General features: G+C 63.8%; 19 protein-coding genes. 9 read left to right on the forward strand and 10 right to left on the reverse strand.

What is annotated here, in order from left to right:
- Nucleotides 1-2: 2 nt before the first annotated feature.
- The gene (locus FJ546_RS17810) at nucleotides 3-434 is read right to left on the reverse strand and encodes a TerB family tellurite resistance protein (protein ID WP_027046940.1); all 432 of its coding nucleotides are present in this window, start codon (nucleotides 432-434) and stop codon (nucleotides 3-5) included.
- A gap of 135 nt (nucleotides 435-569) precedes the next feature.
- On the opposite strand from FJ546_RS17810, the gene FJ546_RS17815 reads away from it, so the two are divergent.
- The 4 genes from FJ546_RS17815 (at nucleotide 570) to FJ546_RS17830 (ending at nucleotide 2,999) form a co-directional block, all read left to right on the forward strand.
- Nucleotides 570-1,355 (forward strand): TSUP family transporter, encoded by a 786-nt coding sequence (locus FJ546_RS17815; RefSeq protein WP_140890517.1) that lies wholly within the window; start codon nucleotides 570-572, stop codon nucleotides 1,353-1,355.
- Between the two features lie 51 nt (nucleotides 1,356-1,406).
- Complete coding sequence (locus FJ546_RS17820) at nucleotides 1,407-1,577, forward strand: hypothetical protein (protein WP_080511798.1); 171 nt, start codon at nucleotides 1,407-1,409, stop codon at nucleotides 1,575-1,577.
- A 99-nt stretch (nucleotides 1,578-1,676) separates the two neighbouring features.
- Nucleotides 1,677-2,507 carry an AraC family transcriptional regulator gene (locus FJ546_RS17825; protein ID WP_140890518.1) on the forward strand — a complete coding sequence of 277 codons (831 nt, stop codon included), beginning with the start codon at nucleotides 1,677-1,679 and terminating at the stop codon, nucleotides 2,505-2,507.
- Nucleotides 2,508-2,579: 72 nt separating this feature from the next.
- Entirely contained in the window at nucleotides 2,580-2,999 is a 420-nt protein-coding gene (locus tag FJ546_RS17830; protein WP_140890519.1) for a VOC family protein, read from the forward strand.
- Nucleotides 3,000-3,129: 130 nt separating this feature from the next.
- On the opposite strand, the gene FJ546_RS17835 is transcribed toward FJ546_RS17830, so the two are convergent.
- Both FJ546_RS17835 and FJ546_RS17840 read right to left on the reverse strand, forming a co-directional pair.
- Nucleotides 3,130-4,605, reverse strand: a complete 1,476-nt coding sequence (locus tag FJ546_RS17835) for a cobyric acid synthase (protein WP_140890520.1) — start codon at nucleotides 4,603-4,605, stop codon at nucleotides 3,130-3,132.
- Nucleotides 4,605-5,219, reverse strand: coding sequence for a dimethylsulfonioproprionate lyase family protein (locus FJ546_RS17840; protein WP_140890521.1), 615 nt, complete (start codon nucleotides 5,217-5,219; stop codon nucleotides 4,605-4,607). Before FJ546_RS17840 ends, FJ546_RS17835 begins: the two co-directional genes overlap by 1 nt.
- A 142-nt stretch (nucleotides 5,220-5,361) precedes the next feature.
- Between FJ546_RS17840 and FJ546_RS17845 the strand changes: the two genes are divergently transcribed.
- From FJ546_RS17845 to mmsB, 3 genes are all read left to right on the forward strand, one after another.
- Entirely contained in the window at nucleotides 5,362-6,528 is a 1,167-nt protein-coding gene (locus FJ546_RS17845; protein ID WP_140890522.1) for an isobutyryl-CoA dehydrogenase, read from the forward strand.
- Nucleotides 6,529-6,549: 21 nt separating this feature from the next.
- On the forward strand, nucleotides 6,550-6,918 hold the full coding sequence (locus FJ546_RS17850) for a four helix bundle protein (RefSeq protein WP_140890523.1): 369 nt from the start codon (nucleotides 6,550-6,552) through the stop codon (nucleotides 6,916-6,918).
- Between the two features lie 70 nt (nucleotides 6,919-6,988).
- Complete coding sequence (gene mmsB / locus FJ546_RS17855; protein WP_140890524.1) at nucleotides 6,989-7,873, forward strand: 3-hydroxyisobutyrate dehydrogenase; 885 nt, start codon at nucleotides 6,989-6,991, stop codon at nucleotides 7,871-7,873.
- A gap of 282 nt (nucleotides 7,874-8,155) precedes the next feature.
- On the opposite strand, the gene FJ546_RS17860 is transcribed toward mmsB, so the two are convergent.
- The 7 genes from FJ546_RS17860 to FJ546_RS17895 form a co-directional block, all read right to left on the reverse strand.
- A complete protein-coding gene (locus FJ546_RS17860; protein WP_140890525.1) occupies nucleotides 8,156-8,800 on the reverse strand; it encodes a cytochrome c oxidase assembly factor Coa1 family protein in 645 nt (214 codons plus the stop codon).
- An 84-nt stretch (nucleotides 8,801-8,884) separates the two neighbouring features.
- Nucleotides 8,885-9,190, reverse strand: a complete 306-nt coding sequence (locus FJ546_RS17865) for a hypothetical protein (protein ID WP_246686876.1) — start codon at nucleotides 9,188-9,190, stop codon at nucleotides 8,885-8,887.
- A gap of 198 nt (nucleotides 9,191-9,388) precedes the next feature.
- Nucleotides 9,389-10,768, reverse strand: a complete 1,380-nt coding sequence (locus tag FJ546_RS17870; RefSeq protein ID WP_140890527.1) for an aspartate aminotransferase family protein — start codon at nucleotides 10,766-10,768, stop codon at nucleotides 9,389-9,391.
- A 242-nt stretch (nucleotides 10,769-11,010) separates the two neighbouring features.
- Nucleotides 11,011-13,074: a prolyl oligopeptidase family protein gene (locus tag FJ546_RS17880; RefSeq protein ID WP_140890528.1), complete on the reverse strand. Its 2,064-nt coding sequence runs from the start codon at nucleotides 13,072-13,074 to the stop codon at nucleotides 11,011-11,013.
- A 77-nt stretch (nucleotides 13,075-13,151) separates the two neighbouring features.
- Nucleotides 13,152-14,312 (reverse strand): MFS transporter, encoded by a 1,161-nt coding sequence (locus FJ546_RS17885; RefSeq protein ID WP_140890529.1) that lies wholly within the window; start codon nucleotides 14,310-14,312, stop codon nucleotides 13,152-13,154.
- Between the two features lie 92 nt (nucleotides 14,313-14,404).
- Nucleotides 14,405-15,580, reverse strand: coding sequence for an MFS transporter (locus tag FJ546_RS17890; protein ID WP_140890547.1), 1,176 nt, complete (start codon nucleotides 15,578-15,580; stop codon nucleotides 14,405-14,407).
- Nucleotides 15,581-15,759: 179 nt separating this feature from the next.
- Complete coding sequence (locus FJ546_RS17895; protein ID WP_140890530.1) at nucleotides 15,760-17,667, reverse strand: phospholipase D-like domain-containing protein; 1,908 nt, start codon at nucleotides 17,665-17,667, stop codon at nucleotides 15,760-15,762.
- Nucleotides 17,668-17,917: 250 nt separating this feature from the next.
- Between FJ546_RS17895 and FJ546_RS17900 the strand changes: the two genes are divergently transcribed.
- On the forward strand, nucleotides 17,918-19,495 hold the full coding sequence (locus FJ546_RS17900) for a trimethylamine methyltransferase family protein (RefSeq protein WP_140890531.1): 1,578 nt from the start codon (nucleotides 17,918-17,920) through the stop codon (nucleotides 19,493-19,495).
- A gap of 69 nt (nucleotides 19,496-19,564) precedes the next feature.
- The coding region (locus FJ546_RS17905; protein ID WP_140890532.1) for an FAD-binding oxidoreductase at nucleotides 19,565-20,340 on the forward strand (776 nt) is incomplete at its 3' end.

Here is a 20,340-nt window from a genome sequence, read left to right on the forward strand (position 1 = left end):
ACCTACTCTTCCGGCTTCACCACATCGACCGGGCTGATGTCGAGCAGGTCGAGCGTGCGGCGCAAGAGGCGCACCTCGCTCTCGGCCAGTTGCGAATCCGCCTTGGCGATCTCAGCCATGTGCTGGGCCAGTTGCTTGCGCCGTTCGACATCGAGGTCGCGAAACAGCGCAATCGCCTGCGAGCCATTGGTCTCGTAGCCGAACTCGTTGAGATATTCGATGACGGCGTCGATGCTGGTTTCCTGAATGCCGAAGGCGTCCTTGCAGATCCGCCGAAAGGCAACCATCTCGCTCTCGCTGACCGTCCCGTCGGCCAGGATCATGCGGAAAAGCATCAGCAGCTCCGCCGACAGGACGGGATCGTCGGCGACTTTGCGCACGCCCGGGTCGCCGTCGAAGATGGAGCGTATCTGGTCCAGCAATGCGAATGCCATCGGGGTCTCTTTCCGGGTTAACCGAATCCAAGCGCATTGCGCTTGGATAGAGGTAGCGCGGAATCGGCCTTGCGCAAACAGGGCTGTCGTGGTCGAACGCCGTTATCCCGCCGACCGGACGCCTGCTCACATCGGATGATCGATCTCACCACCCAGACAATCGTCATGCTCGCCTTCGCCGCCTTTGCGGCGGGCTTTGTCGATTCGATTGCCGGCGGCGGCGGGCTGATCACCATTCCGGCGCTTTTGCTTGCCGGTTTCTCGCCGGTCGAAGCGCTGGGGACCAACAAGCTGCAAGGCATGTTCGGCTCCGGCTCGGCGACCATCCACTATGCCTCCAAGGGCCATGTCGACCTTCGCCGGCAGTTGCCGTCGGCGCTGCTGGCGGCGGCAGGCGGTGTCATTGGCGCCTTGCTGGCCACCATCGTTCCGGGCGATCTCCTGCGCGCCCTGCTGCCCCTGGTGCTGATCGCCATCGCGCTCTATTTCGCGCTCAAGCCCAACATGAACGATATCGACCGGGCCGAGCGCCTGTCGCCCTTCCTGTTCGGACTGACCCTGGTGCCGGCGATCGGCTTCTATGACGGCCTGTTCGGCCCGGGCGCCGGCTCCTTCTACATGCTGGCCTTCGTCGCCCTTGCCGGCTACGGCGTGCTCAAGGCGACAGCCCACACCAAGCTGCTCAACTTCGCTTCCAACATCGGCGGCTTCATCGTCTTCGCCGCTGTCGGCGTCATCTCCTGGAAAATCGGCCTGATGATGGGCGTTGCCCAGTTCCTCGGTGCCCGCGTCGGCGCGAGCCTCGCCATGCGCATCGGCGCCAGACTGATCAAGCCGCTGCTGGTGATCGTCTGCCTGGCTCTGGCCGTAAAGCTGCTGGCCGATCCGGCCAACCCGCTGCGTGTCCTGATTGGTGTGTGATCACGCGCCTGTTACTATGGCGCTGTTCGAATCATGTTGGAGGAGCCACACATGAATCTCAGCGCGCCTACCCAGATCGTTTTCATCATTTCCCTGGTCATCGCCATCATCGGCATTCTCGCCGCGCTTGGCGTTCTTGCGTTCATCCCGCTCGCATCGGTGTGGATCGTTCTCATTGCCTACATCGTGCTCGCCGCCGGCTGCCTGATGCGCGGCGCCTGACAAGTTTCCTTTGAAGTGGGGACGGAGCGCCCGGCCAAAAGCCGGGCGCTTTTGATTCCGGCCCACGGCTGATAGATTTGTCCCGGCGGAAGGATAGCCATGCCGATCGAGATGCAGCGCCGGGAGGAACAGGACCGCTCCGTCGCGGGGCGCTTCGAGATGCGCCGGCGTCTTCCTGATCCTGCGCTTGACGGCATTGTGTCAGACATTTGCGGCTATCGCGAAACCGCACCTGGCCATTTCCGCAATGTCGAATACGCTTCGCTCAACGTGCCGCTGGTGATCAGCTTCGCCGCGCCTTTCGCCATCGGCCTCGGCAGGACACCGGGCGACAATGACCGCTTCGCCAGTTTCGCCGCCGGGCTTTTTGCCGGACCGGTGATGATCGAATCCTTCGGCGCCGCCTGCTGCATCCAGGTCAACTTCACGCCGCTTGGTGCGCGCCGTTTCTTCCGCTTGCCGATGAGCGAACTCACCGACAGCATGGTCGTCCTCGACGACGTGCTGGGCGCCGAGGGGACGGCGCTGCGCGAACAGCTCGGCAATGCACCGGACTGGGCGTCGCGTTTCGACCTTGCAGAAGCCTTCGTCACCGCCCGGCTTGAGCGCGCCGCCGAAACGCCGCTGGAGATCGCTTGGGCGTATGACCGCATCATCGCTTCCGGCGGCCGGGCCCGCATTTCCTCCATCGCCGAAGAACTGGGCTGGAGCCGAAAGCATCTCGCCGGCAGCTTCTGCAATGCGATCGGGATCGGTCCGAAGACATTGTCGCGCATCGTCCGCTTCAACCGGGCGCTCGGCCTGTCACGGGGGCAGACGGCCGATTGGGCCGATATCGCCGCCGATTGCGGCTATGCCGACCAGGCGCACCTGGTGCGCGAATTCCGCGACCTTGCAGGCGAGACGCCGACGGCGCTCTCGGTCAGGTAACATTTCTTCAAGACGCTGGACCGGCCATGGAACAGAGTGGGTTATCGACCAACCCAGATCAAGGAGGTTCCCATGCCCACCAGCAACGAAGCCCCGCGCCTCTACCCTGCCTTGCGTTACAAAAACGCAGCGAAAATGATCGACTGGCTCTGCGAAGCCTTCGGCTTCAGCGTCCGTGTCCGCTATGGTGAAGGCGATGTCGTGCACCATGCCGAGCTGGTCTTCGGCGCCTCGATGATCATGCTGGGCAGCGTGCGCGATGACGATTACGGCAAGATGGTCGGCGAACCCGGCACTGGCGGCGGCAAGTCGATCTATATCGCCGTCGACGATGCCGATGCCGCCTATGCCAGGGCAAAAAAAGCCGGCGCCACGATCATCCAGGAACTGACCGACCGCGACTATGGCAGCCGCGAATTCATCTGCCGGGATCCGGAAGGCGGCGTCTGGTCGTTTGGCACCTATTGGCCGAAGGCAGGCGAAAAGGCCTGACACCGACCTGAGGCGTGCTGAGATTCAGGTTAGGCCGAGCCGAAAATGACTGATACCGAGAACCGGAGCGGAGCGTACTCAAGTAGGAAGCCGGCGTTGCAGGCCGGCCTCACCTGAATATCGGCGCGCCTCACCGGGCCAGGCCGAAAATCGCGTCGCAGTCGAGATGGCTCTCCAACTCGGCCGCGACGTCGTCCAGCGCCCGCTCGACTTCGGCGCGGTAGTCGATGCCGCCGCCCTTGATGCCGAGGCTTTCGAGGAATTTTCCGCGAAAAGCGTTGGCGCCGAATAGGCCATGCATATAGGTGCCTGACACCTTGCCGTCGGCCGAGATCGCACCGTCCGCAACGCCATTGATGATCGCCGACGGCCGCATCGTGTCCGGGCCGGTGGTGCGGCCGAGATGGATTTCATAGCCTTCGAGCGGCAGGTCGAATTGGACCGAATGCGCGCTGACATTGCGTACCGTCTTCTCCGGTTCCATCACCGTTTCGATATCGAGCAGGCCAAGCCCTTCGGCCTCGGTGGTGCTGCCTTCTATGCCATCGGGATCGCGCACCCTGCTGCCAAGCATCTGAAAGCCACCGCAAATGCCAACGACATGGCCGCCGCGCTTGCGATGCGCGGCAAGATCCCGGTCCCAGCCATTCTCGCGGAATTTCAGGAGGTCGCCGATCGTCGATTTGGAGCCGGGAAGGACCACCAGCCCGGCATCGACCGGCAGCGGTTTCCCTGGCGGCACGAACACCACCTCGACCTGCGGTTCGGCCTTGAGCGGGTCGAGGTCGTCGAAATTGGCGATGCGGCCAAGCATCGGCACCGCTATTTTAAGCGCCCGCGCCTCGCCGGATGCCAGCCGCTCCAGCACCACAGAATCCTCCGAAGGCAGCCGCGCCGCCGCCTTCAGCCACGGCACGACGCCGAAACAGCGCCAGCCGGTGAATTTCTCGATCGCTTTGATGCCGTCATCGAACAGCGAAACATCGCCCCGGAACTTGTTGATGAGATAGCCGACGATCATGCGCCGATCCTCTTCCGGCAGGATCAGATGCGTGCCGGCGACCGAGGCGATGACACCGCCCCGATCGATGTCGCCGACCAGCACCACCGGCACATCGGCGCGCGTCGCGAAACCCATATTGGCGATGTCGCGGCCGCGGAGGTTGATTTCGGCCGGCGAGCCGGCACCCTCGACGATGACCAGATCGGCGCCCTCGCCGACCTTGCCCCAGGAGTCGAGTACGGCATCCATCAGCTTGGCCTTCAGCGCCTGGTAGTCGCGTGCGCGCGCCTCGCCAAACACCTTGCCCTGCACGATGACCTGCGCGCCGACATCGGTCTGCGGCTTGAGCAGGACCGGGTTCATGTGCACCGACGGCGCAACGCCGCAAGCGATCGCCTGCAGCCATTGCGCGCGGCCGATCTCGCCGCCGCCATGGTTGTTGTCGCCGGGAATGTCGGCGACCGCGGCGTTGTTCGACATGTTCTGCGGCTTGAACGGCCGCACCTTCAGGCCACGCTTCTTCGCGGCGCGGCACAGGCCGGCGACCAGCACCGTCTTGCCGACATCCGAACCCGTGCCTTGCAGCATGATTGCCCTGGCCATCAGCTTCGGCCCTGCGTCACGGTTCCGGTGATGTTCGATTTCTGTGCCAGCGGCCCGCCGCGCCAGATGTAGAGCGCCAGAAGCGGTTCGTTGCCGGTTCGCATGGCGTGGTTGACATTCGAGGCGTGGTGGACGACCTCGCCCGCTTCCCGCACACGAAAACCACCCTCGCCCATGCGCCATTCCGTGCCGCCCGTCAGCGGAATGTAGATCTCCTCGGCGACGTGATGATGGTCGGGATAGACGATCTCTGGCCCAAGGATCAGCAGGCCGGCGGCCACTTCGTCATTGGCGAAAAGGCCGCGCGTACCGAACACTTCCAGCCAGCCATAATTGTCGATGAAGGCCTTGCTGAAATCCGCCTCGGTGTAGGTCTGCCCCCAGTGCAATCCGTTGCGATGCTCCGCCAGCCATTGCACCAATCGCATGGCGGCAGGTGGCGCCAGTTCGGCGGCACGGTCGAGATGGCGCACGCAGCTGATCCTATGTGGCTCCAGCGCACGGGCCGGCATGTCCCAGCCGATGCGGGCCACGGCGTCGCGCACCAGGGCATTGTTCACAGAAGTGAGATAGGCGTGGAATTGCCGAAGCAGCTCATCGAATTTTGTCGTCACATCTTGCTCCGGACATGCATTGGTGCACAGCCGCTCCGCAGAGGGTCGGGTTGCGCGGCGGCATCATTGGTCTAGATTGATGCGCGCGCAAAGCCAAAAACGACAGGCCAGCGGGCTAGCTGGCATATAGGGAGAGAACGCTATGGACGCCGCGGTCGATGCGAGCACCAGCCAGTTCGAACTCAACGAGGAACAGCGCGCCATCCAGGAGATGGCGCAGGCGTTCGCCGCCGACCGCATCGCGCCGAATGCGCTCGACTGGGATCGCAGGAAGCATTTCCCGGCCGATGTGATCCGCGAGACCGGGCCGCTCGGCCTCGGCGGCATCTATGTCAGGGACGATGTCGGCGGCTCCGCGCTCGGCCGCCTCGACGCCGTGCTGATCTTCGAGGCGCTGTCGCATGCCGACCCGGGCTTTTCGTCCTTCATCTCGATCCACAATATGGTGGCCTCAATGATCGACCGCTTCGGCAATGAGGAGCAGCGCCAGCGCTTCCTGCCGAAGCTCACCTCGATGGAATGGCTGGCGAGCTATTGCCTGACCGAGCCGGGCTCCGGATCGGATGCCGCGGCGCTCAAGACGCGCGCGGTCAAGAGCGGCGGCGACTATGTCCTCAACGGCGCCAAACAATTCATCTCGGGCGCCGGCGACAGCGATGTCTATGCCGTCATGGTGCGCACGGGCGCCGACGGGCCGAAAGGCATCTCCACCATCGTGGTACCGAAAGATGCGCCCGGCCTCTCCTTCGGCGCCAACGAGCACAAGATGGGCTGGCATATGCAGTCGACCCGCCAGGTCATCTTCGAGGACTGCAAGGTGCCGGCGGAAAACCTCCTGTCGGGTGAAGGCGCCGGCTTCGGCATCGCCATGGCCGGGCTCGATGGCGGCCGGCTGAACATCGCCGCCTGTTCGCTGGGCGGCGCGCAGTCGGCGCTCGACAAGGCGCTGTCCTACACCGCCGAGCGCAAGGCCTTCGGCTCGAAGATCAACCAGTTCCAGGCGCTGCAGTTCAGGCTGGCGGACATGGAGACCGAGCTGCAGGCAGCGCGCATCTTCCTCTATGCCGCCGCTTCCAAGCTCGACCGCAAGGCGCCGGATGCCGGCAAATGGTCGGCCATGGCCAAGCGTTTCGTCACCGACACAGGCTTCAACGTCGCCAACAATGCGCTGCAGCTGCTCGGCGGTTACGGCTATCTGCACGATTACGGCATCGAGAAGCTGGTTCGCGATCTCAGGGTGCACCAGATCCTCGAAGGCACCAACGAGATCATGCGCGTCATCATCGCGCGTGCGTTGATTGGACGATAGGCAGTAGGCAGTAGGCAAGAGATGACCGGCAAGATCAATTCTTACAAGGATCTTATCGTGTGGCAGCAGGCGATGGATCTGGCCGTCGCCACCTACTCCTTGACCAAGACATGGCCAAAAGAAGAATTGTATGGGCTGACCAGCCAAATCCGCCGCCCTGCAACCTCTATCCCTGCCAACATCGCTGAGGGCTATGGCCGCGACAACAGAGGCTCCTATCAGCAATTTCTCAGGATAGCCCAAGGCTCACTGAAGGAGTTCGAGACACACCTCCAGATCGCTGAACGCATTGGCCTCGCCGCGCATGATCAGGCTCATCAGATGCTATTGGCGACCGAGGGTCTTGGAAAAATGCTTCGCCAACTCATTATCAAACTTGCCCCAGAATAAAGTCCCTACTGCCTACTGCCTACTGCCTACTGCCTACTGCCTACTGCCTTACCAACCACGGAGCGTCACAATGACCACAATCGCCTTCATCGGCCTTGGTAACATGGGCAATCCGATGGCCGCCAATCTGGTCAAGGCGGGACATGCGGTGAACGGTTTCGACCTGGTGCCGGAAAACCTGACAGTGGCAAAAGAACATGGCGTGACTATCATGGCCAACGCGCTTTCGGCGGTGAAAGACGCCGATGTGGTGATAACCATGCTCCCTGCCGGCAAGCACGTGCTGTCGGTCTACGAGGACATCGCGCCCAAGGCAAAAAAGGGCGCGCTGTTCATTGATTCCTCGACCATCGACGTCGAGTCGGCGCGCAAGGCGCATGCGATTGCCGCCAAACACGGCCTGCTCTCCATCGACGCGCCCGTCTCGGGCGGCACCGGCGGTGCGGCGGCCGGCACGCTGACCTTCATGGCCGGCGGCTCCACCGATGCCTTCACCGCCGCCGAGCCGATCCTGAAGCCGATGGCCGGGCGCATCGTCCATTGCGGCGGCGACAGTGCCGGCCAGGCGGCGAAGATCTGCAACAACATGATCCTCGGCATTTCGATGATCGGCGTCGCCGAGGCCTTCGTGCTGGCCGAAAAGCTCGGCCTGTCGCATCAGGCGCTGTTCGACGTCGCCTCGACCTCTTCAGGCCAATGCTGGTCCTTGACCACCTACTGCCCGGTGCCCGGCCCGGTGCCCACTTCGCCCGCCAACAGGGATTACAAGCCGGGCTTCGCCGCTGCCCTTATGCTCAAAGACCTGAAATTGTCCCAGGAAGCCGCACAGAGCGCCGGCGCGGTGACGCCACTTGGCGCCGAGGCGGCACAGCTCTACGCCCTGTTCAACGCCCAGGGGCACGGCGGTGCCGATTTCTCCGGCATAATTAATTTTCTCAGGGGCAACCCAGCGTAACCAGCGGATTTGATGGGCTTTTTCCGAGATCAACCGGCAGAAGAACCGCAAATTTAGATTTGCTTAAGCTCTCGATAACTCTGCGGTAACGATGTCCCTATAAAACGGACTGCGAGGCGGACATATCGCATCCGCCCGGCGCTCCGGATCAGGTCTCGCGTACCGGAGCCCGTAAGTTTCGCCAAGTGTTTGCGTAGCGAAACGCCATGCGTATCTGGCAAAGCCGCGTTCCCGATGGAGCGCGGTTTTTGCGTTTCTGCCGCACCCACTCCAGGCCGATGTCTATATTCCGATCGCCGCGTTCGGGATTGGCACATGATCTTCGTTGGCCAGCACGATCGGCGCGTCCACTCCATCGACCCTGACCACAAGCAGGCGGATGCTCCACGTGCCGGCATTGCGGACCAGATGGGAAAACACGGTGGCTTTGCCCTTGGCGCCGTGGACGGGAATGCTGAACTGGGCGTCGCCCGTGCCGTCCGCACTGACGTTGAGATGGCCGCCGACCCAGAAATTGTCGGTCACGTCCTCGCCAATGGCAGCCTTGACGCGCGCATCGGAACGCACGGCGTCCATGGTCGTGTGGTAAGCGTCGCTGCCTTTGAACATGAAGGGGATGCTGCCGACCGCCGTCGCACAGCCCCCGATACCGAGCACCCAGACAGCCAGGCCGGCGATTGCCCAGTTGCGCTGCGTCTTGCGGAACTGCTCCGCGTCGCGCCAGGCCCGATTCTGCCAGGCCCAGCGGCTGCCGCGTGCTCCAAGCACGAAGATCATGACGAGGTTGACGACCGGGATCAGTGCCAGCAGCGCGTTGAAAGTGCTGTTGCCGATGCCCCAGATCCAGTTGAGGAAGAAGGCGCCCCAATTCCAGCGGTCGAGCTCGGCCGGGATTTCAGCCGGTTGGTTGAGCGGTTGTCCGGCCATGATGTCCCCCATCGGCGCTTATACCGATTGGTTCTAGACCATGATCTCGACAATGCGCAAAAGCAAAGTTCCGCAGGGTCTATTTCAAGCCTTTGATGACAGCCGGCGAAAATTCGCCTTCACCGCGCGGCTGGCGGGCTTGAGCGCGGCGCTGATCGACCGTTCCGCCGCGACGCCGTTGAACAGCGACGGCGTGCGACCGGAAAGGAGTTCCGGCCAGAATCGCGATGCCGATTGCAGGAAGGACATTTGCGCCGCGAACGCGCCCTCGGCGATTGCCGCGGTCTTCTCGTTCACCGCACGCGCGGTTTCGGTGCCCCAGGGCTGGCTGCTGCCGCTGTCCATCGCCATCAACGGCAGGCGCATCATCGCCACCAGCGGCGCCAGCATCAGGTCAGCGCCGATGCTGGCTGCTTCTTGCGCGCGTCGGCTCTTGCCGGTTTTTCTCATGGAAATGAACCCCTTGTCGCGGCCGGATGGCTGCTGCCCCACACCCTACGCGCGGGGGATAACGTTTGTTCCCCATCGGGGCAGTATGTTTCTCGAGGCCGGGCGTTCTCCTGAAGAAACGCCCGGTCGAGGTTCTCCTTACCGCTTGCGCAGATCGGCCTGCGCCAGATCCAGCGCCTTGCCGATCCGCTCGCAGGCCATGTCGATCGTGTCGCGGGTCCAGATCAGCGGCGGCGACAGGATCATAGTGTCGCCGGTGGCGCGCAGCATCATGCCGTTGGCGATGGCATGGTCGCGCACCGTCACCGCCGCACTTCCCGACGGCAGGAACCGTTCCTTGGTCGCCTTGTCCTTGACGATCTCGATCGCGCCCATCAGCCCGATCGAGCGTACCTCGCCGACCAGATCATGCCCGGCGATACGCTCCTGCAGCGCCTTGGCGAAATAAGGCCCGGTTTCGTTCCTGACACGATCGACCAGGCCTTCCTGCTCGATGATCTCGAGGTTCTTCAAGGCCACCGCGCAGGCCACGGGATGGCCGGAATAGGTGTAGCCATGGTTGAACTCGCCGCCCTTCTCGACCAGCGTCGAGGTGATGCGGTCGCCGACCAGCAGCGCCGACAGCGGTTGATAGCCCGAGGTCAGCGCCTTGGCGGTGGTGATGGTGTCCGGTTCGATGCCGAAGGTCTGGGCCGCGAACCATTCGCCGGTGCGGCCATAGCCGGTGATGACCTCGTCCAGCATCAGCAGCACATCGTATTTGCGGCAGATGCGCTGCACCTCAGGCCAGTAGCTCGCCGGCGGGATCTTGACGCCGCCCGCGCCCATTACCGGCTCGCCGATGAAGGCCGCGACCTTGTCGGCCCCGGCCTCGAGGATGGCATCCTCGACCGATTTGGCCGCGCGCAGGCCGAAATCATGGTCGCTCTCGCCCGGCAGCGACAGCTCATATGCATAGGGCATCATCACATGCACGATGTTGGGCACCGCTCCGTTGAGCTGCTTGTGCATGGCGTCCATGCCGCCGAGCGACGTGCCGGCGATGGTCGAGCCGTGATAGGCCATCTTGCGCGAGATGACGCGGTTCTTCTCGGGCTTGCCCTCGATCACCCAGTAGTGGCGGACAAGACGCAGGGCGGTGTCGTTGGCTTCCGAGCCGGAGGAGCCGTAGAACACCTGGTTGACGTTCTTCGGCGCGATCTCGGCCAGCTTCTTGGACAACAGCACCGGCGTCGGCGTCGAGCATTTGAAGAAGGAATTGTAGTAAGGCAGTTCCTTCATCTGGGCATAGGCGGCCTCGGCCAGTTCGTCGCGGCCATAGCCGATGTTGACGCACCACAGGCCGGCCATGCCGTCGAGCAGTTCCGCCCCTTCGGAATCGTAGATGAACGGGCCATTGGCGTGGGTGATGATGCGCGAACCCGCGTCACGCAATTCCTTGTGATCGGTGAAGGGATGGAGGTGATGCGCGGCGTCGATCTGCTGAAGCTGCTTCAGCGAATAATTCTGATAGGTCATGTCTGGTTCTTTCCTCTGGATTCAGTCCGGCTGGCGCCGGGGCGAATGCATCAGAGGGCGGCGGGTGGCGAATAACCGATCCGGGCGCACAGCCGCAAAAGCTCCGCACGCAGCGTGCGCGGTGACGGTGTCACCGCGACCCCGAACGTGCAGACAAAGGTCATAGCAGGAGCCATGCCGCGCACCTTAGAGCAAAGGCTGGCCGAGGTGAACCACCCTTTGCTTGGCCCATGACGATACTTCTAAGCCTTGGCGCTCAGTGCCTGCTGCAGGAAGACATATTTCATCGCCGTCTGTGCCGCCTGCGGCCGGCGGTCGCCCCGACCGCCATGGCCGCCTTCGGTCTCCTCGAAGAACAGTGTCCTGTCGTGGCCGGCCTCCTGCAGGCGAGCCGCCATCTTGCGGGCATGGCCGGGATGGACACGGTCGTCGGCGGTCGAGGTCGTCAGCAGCACCGGCGGATAGGCGGCACCCGCCTTGACGTGCTGGTAGGGCGAATAGGCCGCCAGCCACCTGGCGTCCTCCGGCTTCGATGGATCGCCATACTCGGCCATCCATGAGGCGCCGGGCGGCAATTCGGTGTAGCGCAGCATGTCGAGCAGCGGCACCTCGATGATGACGGCGCCGAAAAGTTCCGGGCGCTGCGTCAGCGAAACGCCGGTCAGCAGGCCGCCATTCGAGCCACCCTGGATGCCGAGCGAGCCTGCCGTCGCGATGCCGCGCCTGACGACGTCCTCGGCCACCGCTGCAAAATCGTCAAAACCGTTCTGGCGATTGCCTTTCAGCGCCGCCTGATGCCAGGCCGGGCCGAACTCGCCGCCGCCGCGAATGCAGGCCTGCACATAGGCATTGCCCTTCTCCAGCCACAGCCTGCCGCGCACGCCGGCGTAGCCCGGCAAGAGCGGCACTTCGAAGCCGCCATAGCCGTAGAGCAGGGTCGGCACCGGTCTCTTCTGGTCGCGCCGCCTGACGACGAAGTATGGGATCATCGTGCCGTCTTTCGAGCGCGCCTCGAATTGTTCCGAGATCAGCGGCGCGGCATCGAAGCGCGCCGGCTGCGACTTCACCGTGGCGAGCGTCTCGCCATCGTCATCCGACCAGATGATCGAGCTTGGCGTCAGGAAATCGGTGAAGGAGAAGGACACGCTGGAGCCGAAGTGCTCGGCATGGCTGATGCCGACAGTGCCGTTCTCAGGCAACGCGACCGGCTTCAGCGACCAGGCGCCATTCTTGCGCTCGCAGACGAGAACCTTGCCGCGCACATTGTCCATCAGGCTGATGAACAGCCGGTCCTGCGTTCTGGCGAGCCCGGCGATGGACACGCGATGCGCCGGCGCCAGCAGGGTTTCGATGGTGCCCAGACCGCCGGTTTCGATCCAGTGAGCGAAATCGAGCGAATAGAGCCCGTCCGGTTGGCACAGCGTGCCGTCCGGCGCCGTCCACGGCGTGCGCACCCCGAACACCAGCTGGTCCTTGAAAAGCGATGTGTCGGTGGCGTCGTCGGGCAGCGGAATGCGCCTGTTCTCACCGGACGGGAGATGCAGGAAACTGTGCGATGCGAAGAAATTGATTGCCCGCGCCAGAAACACGTGACGCTTGTCGCCGTCGAACTCGACGCCCGCGCCGGCGGCCAGATCGTCTTTTTGCGCCTCGAAAATGGGTGTTGCGTCTTCGAGGCTGGTGCCGCGTTTCCAGAGCTTGATCACACGCGGATAGCCGGACTCGGTCTTGTCGGATTCCTCGAAGGCCGCCGAGACGATGACGGTGTCCTTGTCCAGCCAGCCGAAACCCGACTTGGAAGCCGGCGCACGGAACCCGCCCTCTATGAACGATCTGGTTTCAGTGTCGAATTCGCGCATCTCGCTGGCGTCGCCGCCGTCCGGCGACATCGAGAGCAGGCAGCGGCTGAAGTCCGGATAGAGCCGGCTGGCGCCGCTGAACACCCATTTTACCCCCTCCTTCGCCGCGAGCTGGTCGAAATCGATGATCGTTTCCCAGACCGGGTTCTCGGTCTTGTAGGAAGCGACCGTCGTGCGGCGCCACAGGCCGAGCGCATTGGTCTTGTCCTGCCAGAAATTGTAGACATGACCGGCGATCGCCGCGCCGACGGCGATGTTGTCCTCGGCCGTCATCAGGTCGAGTGCCGTCTGGAACGACGCCTGATACGAAGGATCGCCCTGCAATTCGCCAACCGCGATCTCGTTCTGGCCATGCACCCAGTCGAGCGACTGTTTGCTGGTCCTGTCCTCCAGCCAGAGGAAGGGGTCCGCGGTATCGGCTTCTGGCTTGGCGATGGGCTTGGTCATGGAATCTCCACTAGGCAACGCTTGGGCATGCAACATCGACATGCCGCGTCCGATATTCAAGAGTTGCAGCCAAGGATTTAGGCCTTGCCGCGACCGGCGAGGCTCGCGACCGCCAGGGCCAGGCACATGAGGCAAAGCGTGATCGGCAGGCCTCTCGCGCCCAGTATATCCATGGCGCTGCCAGCCAGCGGCGGCACGGCTATGCCGCCGACGCCCCACATCAGCGAGAAGGCGGCGTTGCCGGCGACCAGTGTCGAGCCGGTGAAACGCTCGCCAAGCTCGATGATCGACATCGTGTAGATGCCGTAGGAGACCGCGCCCCAGACGAAGATCATCGGCCAGATCAGCGGCGTTTCGATGAGAAGCGGCAGCAACACGCATCCGACCACGGTCAAGGAAACACAGGCAAGCCGAACCAGGGGTGCGGTCAGCCTCTCCGCCAGCAGGCCGAGCGGCACCTGCATGGCAATATTGCCGGCGATCATCATCGACAGCAGCGCCGACATGCGGGCTTCCGCGATATCATAGTGGTTGCCATAGACCGGCAGCAAGGCCAGCGCCCCCTGTTCGAACCCCGCGGCCACGATGACCGCCAACAGAAGCAGCCACGCCATCGGTACGAAGCCCAGAACGGAAACCCGATGCCCGGCCTCGTCCACCTTCGGCAGGCGCGGCAGCACCGACGCCAGGCACATGCCGCACAGCACGAAGGCGCAAATACCGACGAGGAAGGGCGGCCATCCCTGCGTGCCGACGGCGAGCAGGCAGAGCGGGCCGGCCGCGAAGCCGGCCGAAATGATCGTCGAATAGACACCCATGATGCGCCCGCGCCTTGCCGGCGGCGCAAGGGCGATTACCCAGATTTCGCTCAAGACATAGAGCGGATTGGTCACCACGCCGATCAGGAAGCGCAGCGGAAACCACAGATAGACATTCTGCGTCCAGCCGATCAGCGCCAGCACGACGGCCGAGAGCGCGGCGCAAGTAAGCGCCGTGCGCCCCGCCCCGAACCGCCGCGCCAGCCCCGGGATCAGCGGCGACGAGACGATGAAGCCGATCGGCGTCATCGCAGCCGACAGGCCGATCATCGCCGGCGAGACGCCCTGGCGCTGCAGGATGAAGCTCAACAGCGGATAGGACAGACCCTGCGCGATGGCGAACACCGAGACGGTCGCGATCACGCCGGTGATCGCCGCCCATTGCATTCCTTCGCCAGTTTTCGAATCCGCCGCGGCCATGGTCCTACCGTTGGTGCCCGGCAGGATTAACGGTTCGGCCAGACAGCGGTAAGCTCCGCCGGCGGAAAGCGCTTGCTCCAGCCAGATCCATGTCAGGAGGCTCGACGTTGCGAGGAGCGGTACAAGGCGAAGACGACCAGTACCGCATCGAGAGCGGCGATCACCACGGGCAGGCCCAGCGGGCCGATGCCTTGCATCAGCAGGCCGGCACCCGGCGGGCCGACAATGCCGCCAACGCCCCACAGCAAGGCGAAGGCCGCATTGCCGGTGACCAGCAGCGTGCCTTTGAACCGGCTGCCGAGTTCGACCAGCGCCATCGTATAGACGCCGTAGCCGACCGCGCCCATGACAAGCAGCACGCCCCAGATCAGCGGCGTGGTAATCAGCAGCGGCAGCAGCGCCGCGCAGATTGCCGTCGCCACCGCGCAGGCCACGATCATTGGGCGGCCGCCGAACCGTTCGGCGAGCAGACCGAGCGGGATCTGCAGCAGGATGTTGCCGAGCGACAGTGCCATCACCAGTGCCGCGAGCACAGCTTCCGGCAGGCCATAGCCGGCGCCGAAGACCGGGACCAGCGCATAGGTGCTTTGCTGGACAGCGGCCGAGACCAGCACGGCCAGCAGCAGCGCCGGCGCCAGCCGGGCAAAGCCGACAAAGCTGCCGGAAGGCTGGCCGTCATCCTCGAACCCGGCAAGTTTTGATGAGACAAGGCGCAGAATGATCGCGCAAAGCATGAAGCCCCCGACACCCACGCTGAACGGTGCCCAGCCCGATGTGCCGACGAAGGTCAAGGTGAAGGGGCCGGCCGCATAGCCGGCGCCCATCAGCGTGTTGAACACGCCCATCACGCGGCCGCGCCGCGAAGGCGGCGCCAGCGACAGCGCCCAGACCTCGCCAAGGATATAGAGCGGGTTGATGATCACGCCGATGATGAAGCGGATGAGATACCAGGCCACCCAGTTCTGCAGATAGCCGATGCCCAGGAAGCACAGCGCGCCGATCAGCGAGCAGCCGACCGCCAGGTTGCGCGCACCGAACAGACGCACCGCCGCCGGCACGAACGAGGCCGACAGGATCAGGCCGAGCGGCATCATCGCCGCCGACAGGCCGATCAACCCGGGCGACAGGCCTTGCTTCTGCATCAGAAGCGTGAACAGCGGCGAACTCAGCCCTTGCGCCGCGCCGAACATGGCAAGTGCCGCGGTGACGCCGGCGAGCGCCGCCCACTGCGTCCCCGCTTCGCCTTCGCTCGAGCCGGCCAGGACCATGTTGCCATCCATGTGAGGTGCCGGCTGACCTCCCGGCCGGCGAGCATCACTAGCTACGGGTTCGATCGGCACAAAGAAAGGGCCGCAAGGGAAATCCGCTTGCGCCAACGGATCGCTCTGCGCGCCCGGGCCGAGCGGCCGCGGACTGGAATGAATGGCAGATTCCCGGTCCGGCGGCGCTACGGGAAATAGCGGGCAATCGCGCCCTTCTTGCCGTCGGCGTACGGCTTCAGCCACTTGTCGTCGATATGGAGCCCGTCATCGTCGGAAGGCCCCTTGCCGATTGTCCTGCGCCAGGCGCGGAATTTGTAGTGGTCGAACACGTCAAGCATGTGCACGGCATAGGCGGCAGCGAAAGTCTTGTCGCCCTCGACGATCACCATGTTCTCGTCATTCTCGTAGGACGCCTTGTAACCGAGATTGTGGCTGCCGGTGATGACGGTGGCGTTGTCTTCCATCGGATCGATGATGATGATCTTGTCGTGCACGATCGCATGGCCGACGGTCAGCACCTCCGCCTGGAAGTCGCGGGCGATCGTAGCGCCGGTCAGGTTTGCCGCACGCACGATGGAGACGTTCGGCGCTTCCCAGACCTTCTCCGGATAGACGAACGGCGCCTTGCCGTCCTTGTTCGACTTGTGGGTGACCGGATCCTTGGTCGGCGCGACATAGTTGGGCATGGCGGTTTCGTCAGAGATCGCGCCCTGCACGATCAGGTTCGGATCGGCCTTGGCCGCCGCCACGGCCTGGTCGACGATCGAGTTGTCGCCGAGCAGCGAGGGATTGAACACCAGGAACAGCACCGCCCGCTTCGCCGCTTTGATGCGGGCAAACACATCCGCGAGGTCGACCGGCCGCACGGAGATGTCCTTCTTGTTGCGGTCAGGGTCGTTGGGCGAAAACCAGACCGTCATGCCGTCCAGCGCCGCGGTGGCGCCGTTGAGCGGATTGGGCATGTGGTTCTCCCCGCGGAACGGCACGCCTTGTGTCTGCGCGACACGACCGGCCGCACTTTCCGAGGCCGGGGGCGGAAAGACGTCGGCCTTCATACGCTGCCAATAGGCGTCGAAGATCTCGGCCATCGCCGGGTCGTCGCGGATGAAGGCGTTGTTGGACTGCCCGCAGATACCGGTTGACGTCCAGTTGGTGCTGCCGGTCATCACTGCTTGCGGCTTGCCCTGGGCATCGCGGTAGACGGCAAATTTGTTGTGGCCGATGTGGTTGTTGTTGAACAGGCGGTCCGTCACCGCGACGCCCGCGTCATGCAGGCGCTTCCTGTATGCCGCATTGCCGGCATCCCAGGCCTTGGTCTCGTCGTCCCTGCCCGAATTGGAAAGGATGACCTCGACGGCGTCCTTGGCGGCGATGATGGCATCGCACAGCTCGTCGTCACCGAGTTCATAGAGCGCGAGCCTGACGGTGCCGCCTTCGGTCTTGGCCCGCGTCAGGAGGCTGGTCAGCACGTCGGGAACATCGCCATGCAGATAGGCCCGTATCTTACTCGTCGGGTCCTGCAGCACTGCCCTGATCTTGTCGCGCTGCCCGACCTTGATGCCGGCCTCCTGCAGCGCGTGCGACATCCATTGCGTCGACAGCACGCCATTGGTGAAGGCAACACGCGCCTTGCCGAACATCTGTCCCAGGAAGATCGGCGGGCTGACCGCGCCCTTGCCGAGATAGCCCAGCGGGCGCGCCGGGCCGGTGTAGGCGGGTTTGCCGTCGACGACCTGATCAGGGCGCACCGGCACCGCATCGAGGCCCGGCTTCATGTCGCCGACCGGGCGCACCCGGTAGGCGATCATTTCGCCATCGGGCCTGATATCGACACTGTCGCGGCGTCGCCGCACGGTGAGATCGCGCCAGAATGTCTTCTGCACCGGCCAGACGCCGGTGTCCTGCGGAATCCATCTCGAATTGCGCTGCCCCTTGAAGGGCACCCAGGATGCCAGGCAGCGCTCCTCGCCTGTATCGGGATAGAGGCGCACGATCTCGAAACCGAGGCAGCCCGGGATCATCCCGTCTATATCCCAGGAAAGGAACGCGACTTCGTTGTTCGTCGCGGCACGCACTTTGACGACATCAGGCATGGCTGCCCCTCCAGAGACACTCGGCGCGCAAGTATGTCAGAAGTAAAAGACGATACCGTAACGTACGACCCGTCGATATCCATCGCGCTCGGCGCTTGGCGGCGCGGCGCTGTAGACCGGGCAATGTCGCAGCCGTGCGGCTGCCCTTCAGGCATGTCGCTTCCCTCGCCCTAGTGGTCGCCGCCTCCGCAATGGCCGGACGGCCGCCGGTCCATTATGCCGCCCACTTTCGCATCGTACGAGGCTCCTCATGACCGCCGCCCTACAACCTGCAGAACCGGCTTCGGCACCCGACCGTGCCCGCCGTGGCGGCCGCGCCGGGAAACGCGCCGGAGGCTCGGCCGCGTTCGAGCAGCCGGCTTTCCGCCAGTTGAAAAACCCGCTGGCGCCGACCAGGCTGGTGTCGGAAGATGAGCTGGAATCGATCCACCTCGCCTCCTTGCGCGTATTGCGGGAAATCGGTGTCGACGTCCTGCACGACGAAGCCCGCCGCATCATGAAGGCGCATGGCGCCGATGTGCGCGAAGGCTCGGAGCGCGTACGCTTCGACAGCGACATGATCCTCGAACTCATCTCGCACTGCCCGCCGGAATTCACCATCCATGCCCGCAATCCGGCGCACAATGTGCGCTTCGGCGGCGACAATCTAATCATTTCTATGATGGCGTCGGCGCCCAACTGCTCCGACATCGACCGCGGCCGACGGCCTGGCAACCAGCAGGACTACCGCAACTTCCTGCGCCTGGCGCAGATGCACAACATCCTGAACTGCACCGGCGGTTATCCGGTAGAGCCGACCGATATCCATCCGTCGGTGCGCCATCTCGAATGCATCCGCGATCTCGCCACGCTGACCGACAAGGTGTTCCACATCTATTCGCTCGGCAAGGAGCGCAACGTCGACGGCATCGAGATCGCCAGGATTGCGCGCGACATCAGCCACGAGCAACTGCTCGAGGAGCCGTCCGTCTTCACCATCATCAACACCAATTCGCCGCTCAAGCTCGACGTGCCGATGATGGAAGGCATCATCCAGATGTCGAGCAAGGGCCAGGTCGTTGTCGTCACGCCCTTCACCCTGTCGGGCGCCATGGCGCCGGTCACCATTGCCGGCGCGCTGGTGCAGCAGAATGCCGAGGCGCTGTCCGGCATCGCCTTTGCCCAGATGGTGCGCAAGGGAGCACCGGTCGGCTATGGAGGCTTCACCTCCAATGTCGACATGAAGTCGGGCTCACCGGCCTTCGGCACGCCCGAATATATGAAGGCGCAGCTTGTCGGCGGCCAGCTTGCCCGCCGCTACAACATCCCCTACCGCACCTCCAACACCTGCGCCGCCAACACGGTCGACGCGCAGGCGGCCTATGAGAGCGTGTTCTCGCTATGGGGCGCCATCCAGGGCGGCGGCAATCTGATGATGCATGCCGCCGGCTGGCTCGAGGGCGGCCTGCGCTGCTCCTACGAGAAAACCATTCTCGACATCGACCTGTTGCAGATGGTGGCCGAATTCCTCACCCCGCTCGACCTGTCCGAAGAGGCGCTCGGGTTCGACGCCATCCAGTCGGTCGGCCCCGGCGGCCATTTCTTCGGCACCCAGCACACGCAGGACCGTTACAAGACCGCCTTCTATTCGCCCATCATTTCCGACTGGCGCAATTTCGAGACCTGGGCGGAAGCCGGCTCGCCGACGGCGCTGGAAAAGGCCAACAAGGTCTGGAAGGAACGCCTGGCGTCCTATGAAGAACCCTACATGGACCCGGCGATCCGCGAGGAACTCAACGACTTCGTCCAGAAGCGCACAGCCGAAGGCGGTGCGCCGACCGATTTTTGATCGTGCTTGGCGGGCGTCGCCTGCAACCGTAACCTCTGATTCAATTTACGCAAAAACGGACCTATCTTCATGAAATCCCATGTAAAAGCGGTTGTCATCGGCGGCGGCGTCGTTGGCTGCTCGGTGCTCTATCACCTGGCCAAGGCCGGCTGGACCGACATCATGCTGATCGAGCGCTCGGAGCTGACCTCCGGCTCGTCCTGGCACGCGGCGGGCGGCTTCCACACGCTGAACGGCGACCCCAACGTCGCCAAGCTGCAGGCCTACACGGTGCAGCTCTACAAGGAGATCGAGGAAATCTCCGGCCAGTCCTGCTCGCTGCACCTGACCGGCGGCGTGATGATGGCCGACACGCCGGAACGCATGGACTTCCTGCGCCTTGCCCACGCCAAGGGCCGCTATCTCGGCATGGACACCGAGCTGATCACGCCGTCCGAAGCCAAGGCGATGTTCCCGCTGATGGACGAGAAGAACTTCGTCGGCGCCATGTGGGATCCGGTCGAAGGCCATCTCGACCCGTCCGGCACCACCATCGCCTATTCCAAGGCGGCGAAGAAACTCGGCGCCGAGATCGTGCTGCGCAATCGCGTCGTTGATCTCACGCAGCAGCCCGACGGCACCTGGAACGTCGTCACCGAACAGGGCACGGTCCACGCCGAGCATGTCGTCAACTGCGGCGGCTTGTGGGCGCGCGAGATCGGCCGCATGGTCGGCGTCGAGCTGCCCGTGCTGGCCATGGAGCACATGTACCTCCTCACCGAGCCGATGCCGGAGGTCGAGGAGTTCAACAAGTCGACCGGCCGCGAAATGATCGGCGTGCTCGACTTCAAGGGCGAGATCTACAC

This window comes from Mesorhizobium sp. B2-4-19 (assembly GCF_006441315.1).
GTDB lineage: Bacteria > Pseudomonadota > Alphaproteobacteria > Rhizobiales > Rhizobiaceae > Mesorhizobium.